The organism is Butyrivibrio fibrisolvens, assembly GCF_037113525.1.
In the GTDB taxonomy this organism is placed as follows: Bacteria; Bacillota; Clostridia; order Lachnospirales; family Lachnospiraceae; genus Butyrivibrio; species Butyrivibrio fibrisolvens.
Genome location: NZ_CP146963.1, coordinates 2,737,892 through 2,753,832, shown reverse-complemented (window position 1 = coordinate 2,753,832; position 15,941 = coordinate 2,737,892). Strand labels below are relative to the sequence as shown.

Here is a 15,941-nt window from a genome sequence, read left to right as displayed (position 1 = left end):
GCTTGCTTTAAAGATAGGTAATTATAGTGTACTTCGAAGATTAACGTGAACTATTTTTCGGAGGCTATAATGAAGGATTACGAATTAGATGAGCAGGCAATAGATAATAACGGGATATATAGCAATGTGGCTGACGGTGATGGAGATATTGCTAATGAAGATACCAGTAGTGAGAGCATTATTGGAGAAGGTGACATTCTTGAGGATAGTAGCAATAAAGATCTGATAGACGAAGATAAGATCTACGAGAAGATGATAGGTGAGGATCTTATTGGCGAATATAATATCCATGATGATATGCTGAGTGATGAGCTTGCGGATGAAGATTCGATCAATGAAGATATACCAGATGAAGACTTTGCCTGTGAAGATGAGATTGTAGAAGATGCTTTCGAAGATGGCAAGTCCAATGGATTAAAGATAAGCCCTAAAGCAGTTCTTATAAAGTGCGGCAATGGTATTAAGTCTCATAAGAAGATGGTCTTTGCTGCAATTGCTGTATGTCTTGCCGGCGCTGTGGGAGTATCGGCGTTGTCCTTTGCTAAGGCTAAGGGTGAAGATGTGGAGGCTGTTCCGGCAGCTACAGAGCAGATCATCAAGCAGGATCTGTCCAAGTCCATAGCAGTAAACGGAACTATTGCAAGCAGTGCAAGTTACAGTCTTTCTAGTGAAGTGACGGATGTTACGGTTAGTGAACTCAATGTGTCTGTCGGTGACAGGGTCAAGGCAGGAGATGTCATCGCAGTTCTTGATACTACATCTTTAGAAAAATCCCTTGAAATTGCTAACAAGAATCTTGAGACTACCAAGGAAAAAAATGAGCTTGACGTAGATGCTTCAAAGAGAAGCTATTCTAATGCCACAGAGTCAGCTTCTACTCAGAATGAGAGAGCCAAGGATGATGTAGATAAGGCGCAGGATGAACTTAATAAGTCTACTAATGACATGAATACTGCAAGTAAAGATGTAGATACCACCAAGGCTGACTCTCAGAGTAAGGATGCTGCAGTAACAAGTGCCAAAGATGATGTTACAAATGCTACTAAAAATGCAAACAGTAAGTCAGATGCAGCTACTAAGACTCAGAAGGAGTATGACAATGCGGTAAGTGCTCTGTCTGATGCCCAGGCGCAGCTTGATACTGCCAAGGCCAATGCTCAGACTGCCATAGATGCTGCCAAGACCAAGGTAGATACAGCACAGGCTGCATATGATACAGCTCTTTCTGACAAGAATGCTGCCCAGAGTACTTATGATACTGCCAAGAGTGCCTATGATACAGCTGCAGCTGAACTTGAAGACCTCAGATCTCAGAAAGATTCAGAGAATCCTCCGGAAGATATAGATACACAGATAAGTAATAAAGAAAGCGATGTTGCAACTAAGAAGGCAGATATGGATACAGCCAAGCAGACGCTTGATGATAAGACATCTGCCTATGATACAGCTTCATCTACTCTTGACAGTGCTAAAACTGAGCTTAGTAATGCTCAAAACAGCCAGGAGTTAAAAGATGCTCAGGCCAAATATGATGCAGCCCTTGAAGCCAAAAATAAAGCAGAACAGGCCAATGACACCGCACAGACAGATAGTAAGAATGCTCAAAGAGACCTTGAAAGTAAGCAGTCAGCTCTGACAGAAGCCCAGACAGCTCAGTCTGAAGCAAAGAGTAAACAGTCAGAAGCTCAGTCCAAGTATGATACTGCCAAGTCTCAGACTAAGACCAATCAGGAAAGCCTTGATAAGGCCAAAGAGAATCAGGAAGATACCAAGAGAAGCAGTGATAAGAGCGTTGCAGACAGCGCTGATTCTGTAACTAGCAGTAAGCTTTCGGCAGAGTCTTCTGAGCTTACAGCTCAGCAGGAAGTTGACAAGATCACAGCTCAGATTGAGAAGGCTACGATCACTGCTCCTTTTGACGGAGTTATCACAGTCCTGGATGTAAAACAGGGAGATACCTATAAAGGAGGAGAGCTGGCTCTTCTTCAGGATGATAGCGGATACAAGGTATCAGCTACAGTAGATCAGTATGACATAAGTGATATCTATGAAGGTATGAAGGTTACTATTAAGACTGATACAACAGGGGATGAGCTCATGGACGGAATCCTGACTTTTGTATCACCTGTTCCTAAGGCTACAACAGCATCTTCCTCTACCAATGAATCTGCAGGTACATCCGCTAGTACAGACTATCCTATAGAAGTTACCATCACTAATCCAAGTGACAGACTTCGTATAGGTATGACTGCCAAGCTTACTATCATCCAGCAGGAAGTTACAGATGCTCTAACTGTATCAGAGTCATCTGTTCAGATTGATGATAACGGTCAACCATATTTAGAAGTAGTGACAGGAACAGATGCTGACGGCAATCAGACAACTCAGAATATATCAGTATCATATGGGCTTAAGACAGACTATTATGTCCAGATAATAGGAGATGGAATCTCTGAAGGCATGGAAGTTAAAATGCCTGATCTTATGACTGATACAGGCAGCAATGAGGATGCGGGAGACTTTACGGAAGGCATGTACTGATGAGTGATATTATGATCGATGCAAGAGGCATCATTAAAAGATTTAATATTGGTAAAGAAAATGAGCTTGAGATACTACATGGAGTTGATCTTAAAGTCAGAAAAGGTGAGTTTGTATCCGTAGTAGGTCAGTCAGGATCCGGCAAATCTACTCTTATGAATATAATAGGTATACTGGATAAGCCTACGAAGGGCTCCTATATACTTGACGGAATTGATATAGCCAAGGCCAAAGACAATCAGCTATGTGCAATACGTAATCAAAAGATCGGTTTTGTATTCCAGACTTACAACCTGATCCCCAGAACGAGCGCTCTTAAGAACGTGGAACTTCCCATGCTCTATGCAGGAGTCAAGGCAAGAGAGAGAAAAGAAAAGGCCATGGAACTGTTAGAACTTGTAGGAATGGGCGAAAGGACAGATCATAAGCCTGATGAGCTTTCAGGTGGTCAGAAACAGAGAGTTGCTATAGCAAGAGCTCTTGTCAATGATCCAGCCATAATCCTTGCCGATGAGCCAACAGGAGCTTTGGATAGCGCGACCGGAAGGGCTGTCATGGATCTTTTTCACAAATTAAACGAAGAAAAAGGGATAACCATAGTCTTCATCACTCACTCTAATGAACTGGCAGAAGAGACAGGGAGAATCCTGACACTTCGTGATGGAATGATCATAGGCGAAAGACAGGGAACTAATCAAAATTCCTATGTTAAGGCAGCAAGTAACTTTTGACCGACTGTATTATTTTTTCATACATAATAAGGAAAAAAAATAGAAATGATATTAGAAAATATAAAGCTGTCTCTTTCAGCTCTTTATGCCAATAAATTAAGAACATGTCTTACGATGCTGGGAATAGTGATAGGTATAGCTTCTATGATAGCTATCATGACAGTAAGTGATGCTATGAATAAGTCTACTATGAATTCCATGGGAGATATGGGTGCCAATGTAGTTAGCGTATTCCTCACTCAGAAAGCTGATGAGAACGGAGAATACGATGAGAATGTCCGCGCTATGAAAGACAAGGACTACGTTTCGAGCCAGATGCTTGAAGGCATCCGGAAGACTTTTGGCAGCAGTATAAGTGGCATCTCCATATCTGCAGAAGTAGGCAGCGTGAAAGTCACTGATAAGAAGAACTATGCCAATATAACCCTTATTGGAAGCAATGCCACAGGTATCAAAAAGAACAATCTTACAATGCTTGCAGGAAGAAGTTTTGTATCAAAAGACTATGAAGATGGCAAAAAAGTCATCCTTGTGAGCGATAAATATGTTCAGAATATGTTCAGTGGTGATAATGAAGGCGCCCTTGGGCAGAATGTCGAAGTTGTTATAAACGGCAAATACTACAACTATACTATCGTAGGAGTATATGAATATCATGATACCGGATATAGCAGCGGCACCAGCCAAAAGGACATCCAGACAGGTGCATATATTCCGTATAAGACAGCTACAAGGCAGCTTCGTGACAGCGCCAGGATCACAAGCTTTGATGTTCTGACCAAGGCCGGAGCTGACCCGACTCAGCTATCCTTCGATCTTACTGATTATATGAACGAGAACTTCTATAAAAACAATGATGCTTATGAAATCTATGCTTATAGCATGAAGGCTGAGCTTAAAGAAATGGAGAATATGCTTAATACTCAGAAGATGGCCTTCATGGCAGTTGGCGCCATATCTTTACTGGTAGGCGGAATCGGCGTTATGAACATCATGATCGTATCTATTACAGAGAGAACCAGAGAGATAGGCACCAGAAAAGCTCTTGGAGCTACCAATGGTTATATAAGGCTTCAGTTCATTACAGAAGCAGTAGTCGTATGTTTTATCGGCGGAATAATCGGTGTGATACTGGGTATTGTATTTGGAATAGCTGCATCAAATCTCATGAACTATCAGGGAAGCCCGTCGGTAACAGGTATCGCCGCATGTCTACTCTTCTCTATAGTATTCGGAGTGTTCTTTGGATATTATCCGGCAGGCAAGGCTGCAAAGCTCAATCCTATTGAAGCGTTGCGGTATGAATGAGGTTACGACTTGCGATTTATATACAGTCCGATCCTGCATCTTCTTTAGAGATATAGAATTGCCCATGTGAGAAGATCACATTAAATATGATCAAGCAGCAGGTTGATAATATAAGAAAAATCATAAATGTGGAAATTAATTATTGCAAAAGCATATATTTGAGATTAAAATACAAACATCTGTTTGTTTGATGTTTTTTAAAGGATTAAGGTTTTAATGTTGAGGATAAGATACGAAGCACAGGAAACAGTTAAGTTAGTCGGAGCCAAGATCATGGCATCCAGACAGTTTCAGGAAGCAGATCTCCAGACACATCATCACGTTACCACCGTTGCAAGACATAGCTTCAGAGTTGCATGCATATGCTTTTGCATATGTCATTTCCTTTATGTTGTCTTCAAGATAAGGACTAACTGGCAGCTTCTTATCGTATGCGCCCTCTTGCATGACCTTGGCATTATAGGCAGACACTTCAAGTATGCAAGTAACTCTGAGTGTTATACGAAACATCCTGTAGATTCAGTTGATATAGCAGATAGTCTTCTTGGTGGACTTGATGATACCGCAAGAGATATCATAGGCAATCACATGTGGCCTGTGACTCCCACACGTCCTCGTACTATTGAGGGATTTATAATAACTGTAGCTGATAAGTACAGCGCAATGACAGATTTCATTCCTATGAATCATAGGCAGATGCTTGTAGAAGCTGCTATTTTATGATAAATATTTTTTTTGCCGTCATGTAAAAGTGGCGGCTTTTTTTCACATAATACATATGAGGTGATCTGCTTCTTGAGTATATTATTGCAAATGATGAATTATGAACAGGCACTAAATTACATTGAATCAATCGAGAAGTTCGGCATAGACCTAGGAGAAACCAAATAAAGGAGTTTTAAAATATAATGATCAGGATTGATGGGAAAGATGTAGATGTTTCAAGGATATTCTATGGAACAGCCGCCGAGCCTTTTATGTCAGGTGGTGATGGTAATGATCTTATCGAACAGATGGTAAACATGGGAGTTACTGCAATTGATACTGCCAGAGTTTATGGTCATGCAGAAGAATCTGTTGGAAGATGGCTTAAGATTGGCAATAACAGGCAGAGGGTAACTCTGCTTACCAAGGGCGGGCATCCGGACATGCTCTGGAGGAGCCGCCTTAGAGAAAAAGAGGTCAGGAAGGATCTTAAAACATCCCTTGATAAGCTATGTACAGATTATGTTGATATATACTTATTACATAGAGACGATCCGGAAGTTCCTGTAGGCGAAATCGTTGAACTTCTAAATGATCTTTATAATGAAGGTAAGATAAGGAGTTTTGGCGGATCCAACTGGACTCATGAGAGAATAGAAGAGGCCAACAGGTATGCAAGTGACCACGGCCTTATACCTTTTGCCGTATCAAGCCCATGCTTTAGTATGGCTGTTCCGACCAGGGAGCCTTGGCCGGGGTGCATCACTATTGCAGGTGATGACAATGAAGACGCAAGGAAGTGGTATATAGACAATCAGATGCCTGTCATAGCGTACTCTGCCATGGCAGCAGGCTTTTTTAGCGGCAGATTTAAAAGTGAAGATTATAAAGGGGCCAAAAAAGTCATGTCATCTGACAATTACAAGACCTATGTAAGCGAAGAGAACATGGCATCTCTTAAAGTCTGCGAAGATATTGCAAAAGAAACCGGCTTATCTGTATCACAAGTTGCCTTTTCCTGGATATACGGACAGGATATGAATGTGTATGCTGTTGTCAGCACAAGGAGCGTAGAGCGCATGAAGCAAAATGTGGATGCAATGTTAAAAGCTCTTGGACAAAAATGAGAACCATAAGAAGAGAGTACATATGTACATAGGGGCTTTCGTGCAGGATGATGTTGATAATTTGATTAATTAATTAAAACTTCCCGTATTACAAGACGTAAGCGGGAAGTTTTATTATATAAAAATGTTTGAAAAGTTGAATGTTTACATAAAAAAGATTAGCTATTATATAGCAGTTCTTCCTTCGTTTTTGCCTATATTTATATAGTGATAGTATAACATTTCTGCATTAGGTCCGATAGCTTGTTGAAGATCCGGATATCTGGTGTAATAAATGTATGCATTAAACTCACTGTTATTTAATGGAGAGGTTAAAAGTGCATTTACATCTGCATTAGAAGAGGCAGAATCTAAGCTTTCAATTGTTGTAGATGGCACGAATGATGCAAATCTTGCAGCTGCCTGAGCAGCAGTGATATGTGTGATAAAACCTGTATTGTCTGCTCTTGACCACAGATCTGATTCGCAGGAAGACAGGCATGGCACGTATCTGCCATTCATAGATGAATATGTAACTGCAAAACGTTGTAATGTGGAAGAGCTGCTTTTTCGCTTAATTGTATCCTCTATATTGGGATCAAAAAGATATTCAGTTCCGCTTACTTTAATAATTGCCCATGCGTGATTTGTGAAATCACCGCTTGTAGTGCGGACATCTCCGTGGACAAAGTATGACGGAAAACCTAATCCCCTGCTAAGATAAACAAATGCGCGTGTATATCCATAGCAATCCATATATCCAAATACATCTGAATAATTTCCATATTCAAAATTTGTAATGATCCAATTGTAGACAGCCAGGAGTTTTTGATAGTTCGTCATATCAGCAGTGACTATACCTGCGAGATATGCTTGCACAGTTGTATTCAAGTCATTCTCAGACATAGTTGTCATCAGGTCGCCACAAAGTATACAACCATCCACTCTGTATAAAATACTATCAGCAGTAGGAGATAGGGTTTTGGGAACTAAGATTGCGTTATTAACGGCATCTTGAAAAGTATTTTTGGGTTTTGCATAAACATGTAAAGGTGCAAAACTACATGCAATGCATAACATCATGATAATTAGTGTTGAAGAAATGATTTTTTTCAATCTTGTCACCTCCATTTTGTATTCATATACAAGAATAGTTTCAATCTATAATATTTAGGCTTAAAAGAGTATCGTAAATAAAATGTGGGCATATCATTTTCGGAATTGAAAATAGAATATTTTTGAACTTCTTTATCTAATATAGCAGATAGCAAAAATAAGATAAAGAGGGATAAAACGATAGTAAATAATTGTTTTTATAAATTCTAAATCAAAATTCCCACTTACAAAACAGACTTCATCTCTTGGAGCTGCGCTAACATGGATGGTTTATTAAGTGTTGTCATGTCTTTAAATTATTATAAAGTCAAGGCATGATATCTGAAGTTCTTTAATCCTAAAGACAAACTCAATTTGCCAGATATGATATATAAAAATATTTAATTAAAAACATTGCATTATATTTTGCGCAGATTTATAATACCTTCATACGTAGTAATAAAAACTACATGAAATAGTTTCGAAATACAATGGAGGTAGGATATGATCAAAGGACTTAAAATTGGAGATAAAAGTAGCAAGTATCCCATCATTCAGGGAGGCATGGGAGTAGGCGTATCCCTTCACAGACTTGCAGGGACAGTTAGTAGGGAAGGCGGAATCGGAGTATTATCAGCAGCTGATATAGGCTACCTTGAGCCTGACTTTGAGACAAATCCCAAAGAGGCCAATATGCGTGCTATTAAGACAGAGATAGAGAAGGCAAGGAAGATCGCAGGACCTGATAAGATAATCGCAGCCAATATCATGGTCGCTATGACAGACTATGCAGGGCTTGTCAAGGAATTTGTAAAGCAGGGAATCGATCTTATTATTTCAGGAGCGGGGCTTCCGCTTAATCTTCCTGAATTTATAGAGGGTAGCAAGACTAAGATTGCGCCTATAGTTTCATCTCTTCGCTGTTGCCAGCTTATAGTTAAGACATGGCGCAGGAAGTACAATTATGTTCCGGATATGATCGTGATCGAAGGTCCTAAGGCAGGCGGGCATCTTGGATTTAAGCGTGAAGAACTATTTGCAGAAGAAGGATCAAAACCGGAGCTTGAAAAGATCACATCCGAAGTGGTTTCTTTTGTCAGAGAGCTTGAGAAAGAGACTGGAAAAGAAATCCCTGTAATAGCAGCTGGCGGCGTCTGGGATGGAAGCGACATGAACAGATTTATGCAGCTTGGAGCTGATGGAGTTCAGATGGCAACACGCTTTGTGGCAACCAATGAGTGTGATGCTTCTGATGCTTTCAAGAACGCATACGTACAGGCTACGGAAGAAGACGTACAGATAATAGACAGCCCTGTTGGAATGCCCGGCCGCGCTATACGAAATGAGTTCATCAAGCAGAAAGAAGAGAAGAAGCTGGCGATCACTAAGTGTTATCAGTGCATAAAGACCTGCAACGTCAAGGACGCTCCTTATTGCATAACTAAGGCTCTTATAAATGCTGTAAAAGGTAATCTAGATGAAGGACTGATCTTTTGCGGAAGTAATGTTGGAAGGATAAAGGAAATCGTATCTGTACATGACCTGATACAGGAACTGGTGACAGAATATGAGACTTTGGCTGTAAGAACGGCTTAAAGGGTAACTATTTCTTCGGCATATATTGCAAGTGTACTACATGAAAATTATAATCAAAGGAGATTCATGGCTGATAAATGAAATTTGCATCAGTCAGGCTGGCGGATATGAAATAAAGGATGCAACCAGAAAAGCAGTAAAAGCGATGCCCGATGAATTCCTGATAAAAGAGTTTCTTATAGTTAATCTTGAGGAGGTAGAAGGAATGCTGGATACCGAATATAATGAAGCTGAAGTAATGGAACTATTTAAAGAAGAGGGCAGAATAGAGGGAATATCTGGAACAGTTAAAATACTTAAAGATATGAAAGTTTCAGAGGCTGAGATTATTCAGAAAATATGTAAGCAGTATAATTTAACCGAAGAAAAAGCGAAAAAATATATGTGATAAAAAGCTCATGCCAGATTTTGTGGTATGAGCTTTTTTATAGCATAGCCTTTTTATAGGAGATACCTGTTAATAAAAAAATCTATTCCTTTTATCACAACAAATGAGAATAAAAAACAAAATCTAGATGATAGTATAAGATAATAAAGAGCATTTGAACCAATTCGTGAATTTGAGTTACAAGACTTCAATAAAAGATCACAAATAAAATGGATTAGTAAGGAGAAATACTATCATGCTTGATTGTACACCATACCCAAAACTTAACGTCGCTAATGTAAAAAGAGAAGGAGATTTTCTTACCCTAAACTTCGCTCAAGGTATCCAGAGACTGATCCCCGTAGATGACAGGAGCATCAGAGTTATCTACACGCAGGATTCAGAAATATCAGAAGAGTCTATAAATAGTAAACCTGGAATTGTAGAGATAAAGCCTTTCTCGGACTGGACATATGAAGAATCAGACGAGGAAGTTATCGTTTCACTTCCAAAACTCAAGGTAGTTATAAGAAAAGATGGAGCTGCATATACCTATTATGATGAAAATGGGAAGCTTCTTTTAAAGGAGAAAAGCGCTAGAAGTAAAGAGCTTGATAAAGTCCCTGTATATGCAATGAATGAAGAAAATATACAAAAAGAATACATAGATACAGCAGACGGAAGAAAAGAAATAATACGTCAGGCTTCAAAGATAAAGATAAGAGATGCCTATCGTACCCGCATGAATCTTGTGTTTGATGATGACGAAGCTCTTTATGGCCTTGGTCAGCATGAAGAAGGCTATCACAGTCTTAGAGGAAAGCGCATCTTTTTAAATCAGGGCAATCGAAAGATCGTAGTTCCTATGTTTGTATCCACAAAAGGCTATGGACTTCTTGTTAACACCTATAGCCCGGCTATTTTCAATGATACTGAAGACGGTTCATATTTCTTTACTGAAGCTGACAGCGAGATGGATTTCTTTTTTTTAGGTGGATCAGATGGGAAGATGGACGGCGTCATCAGTGAGTACAGGAAGATCACTGGCAAAGCGGTAATGCTTCCAAAATGGGCATTTGGCTATATCCAGTCTCAGGAAAGATATGAGACGCAGGATGAGATCCTTAGTATATCAAAAGAATACCGTGACAGAAATATAGGACTTGACTGCATCGTGCTTGACTGGTGCTCATGGAAGGATGGCCAGTGGGGGCAGAAGACTTTTGACCCTGAAAGATTCCCAAATCCTGATGCTATGACAGATGAGCTTCATGATAGGAACGTGCACTTCATGATATCTATATGGCCCAACGTCAATGAAGGTACTGACAATTATAATGAGTTCAAAAAAGAAAATGAGCTCCTTCCTGGTATCAATATCTATAACGCCCTTAGCCCTAAAGCAAGGGAGATTTACTGGAAACAGGCTGAGAGCGGCCTTTTTTGCCACGGAATAGATGCCTGGTGGTGCGATAACTCAGAGCCGATCGCGCCAGAGTGGAATTATACGGTTAAGCCTGAGACTTCCAAGATATACGATGAATATGTGAATCAGCTTCCAATGCATATACCGGCAGAAAAGACCAATGCGTTTGGCCTGTATCATGCGATGGGAATATATGAAGGCCAGCGCGGATATTATAAGAATCTTGCCGAATCAGATACAGATGATGCGGGAAAAGAGAATCAAGTAGAAACAGAAAAACTTTTTGAAAGAGAAAAGAGAGTTGTTAATCTTACAAGAAGTGGTTATCTTGGGCAGCAGCGCTATGGAACGATTCTCTGGTCAGGCGATATATCTGCAAGCTGGGATACATTCAGAAGACAGATCGCTGCAGGACTTCATTTTAGCGCAAGCGGACTTCCATACTGGACAACTGATATAGGAGCTTTTTTTGTCAAAAATGGTATTCAGTGGTACTGGAACGGAGATTATGACCTTGGACCAAAGGACCCTGCTTATTGCGAGCTCTTTACCAGATGGTATCAGTGGGCAGTATTTCTTCCAATATTCAGAGGCCATGGAACAGATTTTAGACGTGAACTCTGGCAGTTCCAAAACGATGCAGCGCCATTCTACGAAGCCCTTGTTAAGGCCAATCACCTTCGCTATGAGCTTATGCCTTATATTTACAGCCTTGCAGGCGCTGTATGGTATAATGATAGCGTGGTGATAAGACCACTTGTCTTTGAGTTTACAGAAGATAAGCGCACTTGGGACATCATGGATCAATATATGTTTGGCAAAGACATGATGGTATGCCCTGTGACAAAGCCTATGTTATTTGATCATGACAAAGATTGTAACTGCATAAAAATAGCTGATCAAAATGATACTATAAATATACGTAAAGTATACCTCCCCGAAGGCAATATATGGCGCGATTTCTATACAGGAGAAAGCTATGAAGGTGGTCAGTGGATAGAAACTCAGGCACCCCTTGACGTAATACCTGTATTTGTAAAGGCTGGAGCAATAATCCCTATGACAACTTTTAAAGGTCATGTTCAAAAAGAAGATGAGATTACTCTAAAGATCTTCGGCGGAGCAGATGGAAGCTTTGCCCTATACGAAGATGAAGGTGATGGCTACGACTATGAAAAAGGAGTCTACACCATCACTAATATAGAGTATATCGATACATCTAAAAAAGTTATTATTGATGGATCTGAGATTAGAGATAAAGATACAAGATTTGAAATACAAATGATTTGAATTAATAACTGAACTTAACATATAAAAAGCGCTCAACAACTTGAATATTCCTGAGAGTGATAGTTAGTAAATGATTTTCTTGTCTTTGAAAATATTATTAAATTCAAGAGCTTGATAGATGGAATTATATATCCTGTTAGGAATCCACATGTTTGAGCGAAGCGAGTTTGGATTCCGGGATATATAATTCCAGATATCATGCCTTGAATTACATAATATTTTCATGGCAAGAAAATCATTTACTAACTATCACTCTCAGGAATACGCGATAACTAAGACTTTAAGGAGCTTTCGGATGGAATATTCAAATATCACCCGCGGTACATTTATTAAAAGGCCGAATCGCTTCATTGCTGAGGTCAATATAGATGGCCGGAAAGAAATCGTACACGTAAAGAACACAGGCCGGTGTAAAGAACTCCTTGTTCCGGGGAGCGAAGTGTGGCTTACTGCTCCGGGGACACCGGGAAGGAAAACAAAATACGACCTTGTTGCTGTACGAAAAAGTACCGGAGTTTTATTTAATATCGACAGTCAGGCTCCTAATACAGTAGTTAAAGAATGGCTTCAAAAGCAGGATTATAGCCTCGTTAAACCGGAATACAGATATGGAGATTCCAGAATTGACTTCTATATGGAAAAGGATGATGAGAAATTTCTTATGGAAGTGAAGGGATGCACTTTAGAAGAGGGTGGCATTGGATATTTCCCTGATGCGCCTACAGAGCGTGGCGTAAAACATATAGGTGAACTCATCAAGGCCAAGAAAGAAGGATACCGTGCCATACTTTCTTTTGTCATACAGATGGAAGGCGTATCCGAAGTAAGACCCAACATCGCCATGCAGCCTGAATTTGGAGATGCCTGGAATAAGGCTTTAAAAGCAGGCGTTGAGATCTGGTTCCTGAAATGTAAGGTTGATAAGGGAAGCCTTTCAATAGTTTCATCCGTACCTTGAAGTAAGGAGTTCTTTACAGAACTTCGAACTTCAAAACAGGTACTAACTATATCCTGTATTTGCTATTGCTAAGATTTTATCTGCCAGCTCTAAATTCACGAGGAGACTTTCCAATGTGTTTATGGAATAATCTGCTAAAGTATAGGGCGTTATCGTAGCCAACGCTCATTGCTATGTCGTTAATGGTGTAATCTGTTTCTACCAATAATCTCTTGGCGGTAGAAAGTCTAATATCAAGAACATATTGAAGCGGTGTAACACCAGTGAAGACTTTAAACTTATGGAAGAAAGAATTCTTGCTAAGATTATTGTCTTTTAAATACTGTTCTATACAAATCTGATCGTGATAGTGTTCGTGAAAATAATCCATAGCATGTTCTATCTCAAGGCGAACTGTAGCAGGTATGCTCAGTTCCCTTTTTTCATGTATTCTTCCCATTAAAATAATGATCTGCATAAAAAGAAGTGCTGAATCCGTGTCATAATGAGGCCTTTTAAGCTGGAGTTCCAATATGATCTTGTTAAAGAGGCGTATATAATCGCTACTTACACCGACGGATAAAGTTCTATCGTCAGGATTAAGTCCATATTTTTTTAGTAGATATTCAAGATCAGCTCCGGAGAAATGAATCCAGTAAATAAGCGGCTCATCATCGCCATAATATATGTAGTTCTGAGTTTCATTGGGACGATATATCACAATGTTACCTGCAGGCACGACAATAGGTGAACTTTCATCGAAAATAAAATGCCCGCAGCCGGAATGGATATATATGAGCTGGTAGTCAAGTCGCCCTTTGGGTCTGAATGTAGGCATTCCCTTTTTGGTAATGAGCTTATATGTACCGCAGCTGTTGATCCACAACGGAACGCTTTTGTTTATATATCCTTCCTGTATATCTTCCTGATAATTTCCATAGTTTATATACATTTTAAATACCTCGAACGGTAAGAATGTGCATATATTATACATCTTTGTTTATGTTTTTTGTGAGATGCAATTGATAAAATGACGTAAAAGATCAAGAAACATATAGATTCAGGTCTTATCAAAATCCATATGTTTTGCTGAATTTAATTGGGTTTAAGGGAGGTGAAGTTTGAAAATAAAATTTTCAAACTTCACAAAGTGGTGTCGCGAGCTCCACCACTTCAACCATTAGTCACTCGTTTCACTCGCGACATGAGGTTAAACATGAAAAGAAGAGTAGGTTCACTTTTTATAGCAGCTATCCTGGGAATAAGTGCTATAAGCGGATGCGGCAAAAGCGGTACTGTGGCAGATGCTAAGACAGATTCAGGTCAGGCGTCTACGCAGGATAGTAATGGAAATAATGTTGCTGACATTGCAGGTAAAAATGAGGAGGCAGAAGTGACAGAAAGCCAAAATACTGATGTGACAGAAGTAAATACTGAAGTATCGGGAAGTAGCGATACTGAAGATGAAACATGGAAGGCGGCAATAGAGGGACTTTCTGATGATTTTATTTTCGGAATGGACGCTTCTTCACTTCTGGTGGAAGAAAATAGCGGTGTAAAATATTACGATTTTAATGGAAATGAGCAGGATCCCCTAAAGACCTTTGCAGATTCAGGAATAAACTATATCCGACTTCGTGTATGGAATGATCCTTATGATGAGAATGGAAATGGATACGGAGGTGGCAATAATGATCTTCCTACTGCAATAGAACTTGGATCAAGAGCCACTGAATATGGAATGAGAGTTATGATCGATTTTCACTATTCTGATTTTTGGGCTGATCCCAAAAGGCAGCATGCTCCAAAAGCATGGGAAGGAATGAGTGTAGATGAAAAGGCGTCGGCCCTTTATGATTACACCAAGGATAGCCTGACTCAGCTCCTTGATGCGGGAGTTGATGTAGGTATGATACAGATTGGAAATGAGATCAATTATGGAATGGCTGGAGAATATAACCAGGATAATGTAATAGAGCTCTTAAAATCCGGAAGTAAGGCCATCCGTGAAGTATCTGAAGAGTATGGCAGGGATATTGATATAGTGGTTCACTATACAAGAATTACAAGTAAAGGTGATGTCCTTGATCTTGTTGAAAGTCTTGTTGATGCACAACTTGATTTCGATATGATAGGAATGAGCTATTATCCTTTCTGGGATGGAGGAATGGATAATATGAGCCGTGTTCTTGAACTTATTCAGGAGCGTTATGGAAAAAAGGTATTTCTTGCAGAAACATCCTATTGTTATACAACAGAAGATGGCGATGGTTCAGGTAACAGTCTGACAGAAAGTGATCTTGTAAATGGATATCCTGCAACGCCACAGGGACAGGCATCTATAATACATGATATATGCCAGCATGTAAGTGATGTTGGAGGAATAGGAGTTTTCTACTGGGAAGGAGCATGGATACCTGTTGGACCTGCCAGTGCTGATAACTCATCTATTTGGGAAGAATATGGAAGCGGATGGGCCAGCAGTTTCGCATCAGACTATGATCCGGAAGATGCAGGTGTTTATTATGGTGGATGTTCATGGGATAACCAGGCATTCTTTGACTTCGAAGGGCATCCGCTGGAATCTATAAATGTATTTAATTATATGAGATATGGCGAAAAATAGAATATAGAAATATGGGTACAAAAATAGAAATACAGGGTTCATTTTTGAACTCCGTATTTCTATTTTTATTAAAAGTTGAGTATGTAATTTAAAGTATAAACTCATAAATAAATCACTGTCCCTTATCTCATTAAAGTGTGTGAAAAGTCTGTTTTTATAATAAAAAGAATGCTATTAACAAGAAAAGTATAGTAATCTGATTGTTTGAACAGA

At 39.6% G+C, this 15,941-nt stretch carries 12 protein-coding genes; 10 read left to right on the top strand and 2 right to left on the bottom strand.

The annotated features are described in order from the left end of the window. Positions 1-69 precede the first annotated feature (69 nt). From WAA20_RS11470 to WAA20_RS11450, 5 genes are all read left to right on the top strand, one after another. A complete protein-coding gene (locus WAA20_RS11470; RefSeq protein WP_073385959.1) occupies positions 70-2,541 on the top strand; it encodes an HlyD family efflux transporter periplasmic adaptor subunit in 2,472 nt (823 codons plus the stop codon). Continuing rightward, positions 2,541-3,272: an ABC transporter ATP-binding protein gene (locus tag WAA20_RS11465; RefSeq protein ID WP_022755122.1), complete on the top strand. Its 732-nt coding sequence runs from the start codon at positions 2,541-2,543 to the stop codon at positions 3,270-3,272. Before WAA20_RS11470 ends, WAA20_RS11465 begins: the two co-directional genes overlap by 1 nt. Before the next feature lie 45 nt (positions 3,273-3,317). Beyond that, complete coding sequence (locus tag WAA20_RS11460) at positions 3,318-4,580, top strand: ABC transporter permease (protein ID WP_034491670.1); 1,263 nt, start codon at positions 3,318-3,320, stop codon at positions 4,578-4,580. 216 nt (positions 4,581-4,796) lie between these two features. Then, positions 4,797-5,303 (top strand): HD domain-containing protein, encoded by a 507-nt coding sequence (locus WAA20_RS11455; RefSeq protein ID WP_027205586.1) that lies wholly within the window; start codon positions 4,797-4,799, stop codon positions 5,301-5,303. Between the two features lie 185 nt (positions 5,304-5,488). After that, the gene (locus WAA20_RS11450; protein WP_073385960.1) at positions 5,489-6,412 is read left to right on the top strand and encodes an aldo/keto reductase; all 924 of its coding nucleotides are present in this window, start codon (positions 5,489-5,491) and stop codon (positions 6,410-6,412) included. 165 nt (positions 6,413-6,577) lie between these two features. Here WAA20_RS11450 and WAA20_RS11445 read toward each other — a convergent pair whose 3' ends face one another. Next, positions 6,578-7,336: a transglutaminase-like domain-containing protein gene (locus WAA20_RS11445; protein ID WP_338801027.1), complete on the bottom strand. Its 759-nt coding sequence runs from the start codon at positions 7,334-7,336 to the stop codon at positions 6,578-6,580. A gap of 654 nt (positions 7,337-7,990) precedes the next feature. Here WAA20_RS11445 and WAA20_RS11440 point away from each other — a divergent pair. The 4 genes from WAA20_RS11440 (at position 7,991) to sfsA (ending at position 13,123) form a co-directional block, all read left to right on the top strand. Beyond that, entirely contained in the window at positions 7,991-9,082 is a 1,092-nt protein-coding gene (locus tag WAA20_RS11440) for a nitronate monooxygenase family protein (protein ID WP_073385963.1), read from the top strand. 40 nt (positions 9,083-9,122) lie between these two features. Continuing rightward, positions 9,123-9,470, top strand: coding sequence for a hypothetical protein (locus WAA20_RS11435; RefSeq protein WP_073385965.1), 348 nt, complete (start codon positions 9,123-9,125; stop codon positions 9,468-9,470). A gap of 235 nt (positions 9,471-9,705) precedes the next feature. Beyond that, entirely contained in the window at positions 9,706-12,165 is a 2,460-nt protein-coding gene (locus WAA20_RS11430) for a TIM-barrel domain-containing protein (RefSeq protein ID WP_073385967.1), read from the top strand. A 295-nt stretch (positions 12,166-12,460) separates the two neighbouring features. Next, positions 12,461-13,123 carry a DNA/RNA nuclease SfsA gene (gene sfsA, locus WAA20_RS11425; RefSeq protein ID WP_073385968.1) on the top strand — a complete coding sequence of 221 codons (663 nt, stop codon included), beginning with the start codon at positions 12,461-12,463 and terminating at the stop codon, positions 13,121-13,123. 76 nt (positions 13,124-13,199) lie between these two features. Here sfsA and WAA20_RS11420 read toward each other — a convergent pair whose 3' ends face one another. Further along, positions 13,200-14,054 (bottom strand): AraC family transcriptional regulator, encoded by an 855-nt coding sequence (locus tag WAA20_RS11420; protein WP_073385969.1) that lies wholly within the window; start codon positions 14,052-14,054, stop codon positions 13,200-13,202. A 264-nt stretch (positions 14,055-14,318) separates the two neighbouring features. Here WAA20_RS11420 and WAA20_RS11415 point away from each other — a divergent pair, with 264 nt between their 5' ends. Then, a complete protein-coding gene (locus WAA20_RS11415) occupies positions 14,319-15,728 on the top strand; it encodes a glycosyl hydrolase 53 family protein (RefSeq protein WP_073385971.1) in 1,410 nt (469 codons plus the stop codon). Positions 15,729-15,941 lie beyond the last annotated feature (213 nt).

Coding starts and splice junctions, on each gene's coding strand:
- WAA20_RS11440 (WP_073385963.1), top strand. CDS start 7,991: ATGATCAAAGGACTTAAAATTGGAGATAAAAGTAGCAAGTATCCCATC.
- WAA20_RS11460 (WP_034491670.1), top strand. CDS start 3,318: ATGATATTAGAAAATATAAAGCTGTCTCTTTCAGCTCTTTATGCCAAT.
- WAA20_RS11420 (WP_073385969.1), bottom strand. CDS start 14,054: ATGTATATAAACTATGGAAATTATCAGGAAGATATACAGGAAGGATAT.
- WAA20_RS11450 (WP_073385960.1), top strand. CDS start 5,489: ATGATCAGGATTGATGGGAAAGATGTAGATGTTTCAAGGATATTCTAT.
- WAA20_RS11430 (WP_073385967.1), top strand. CDS start 9,706: ATGCTTGATTGTACACCATACCCAAAACTTAACGTCGCTAATGTAAAA.
- WAA20_RS11455 (WP_027205586.1), top strand. CDS start 4,797: ATGTTGAGGATAAGATACGAAGCACAGGAAACAGTTAAGTTAGTCGGA.
- WAA20_RS11465 (WP_022755122.1), top strand. CDS start 2,541: ATGAGTGATATTATGATCGATGCAAGAGGCATCATTAAAAGATTTAAT.
- WAA20_RS11415 (WP_073385971.1), top strand. CDS start 14,319: ATGAAAAGAAGAGTAGGTTCACTTTTTATAGCAGCTATCCTGGGAATA.
- sfsA (WP_073385968.1), top strand. CDS start 12,461: ATGGAATATTCAAATATCACCCGCGGTACATTTATTAAAAGGCCGAAT.
- WAA20_RS11470 (WP_073385959.1), top strand. CDS start 70: ATGAAGGATTACGAATTAGATGAGCAGGCAATAGATAATAACGGGATA.
- WAA20_RS11435 (WP_073385965.1), top strand. CDS start 9,123: ATGAAAATTATAATCAAAGGAGATTCATGGCTGATAAATGAAATTTGC.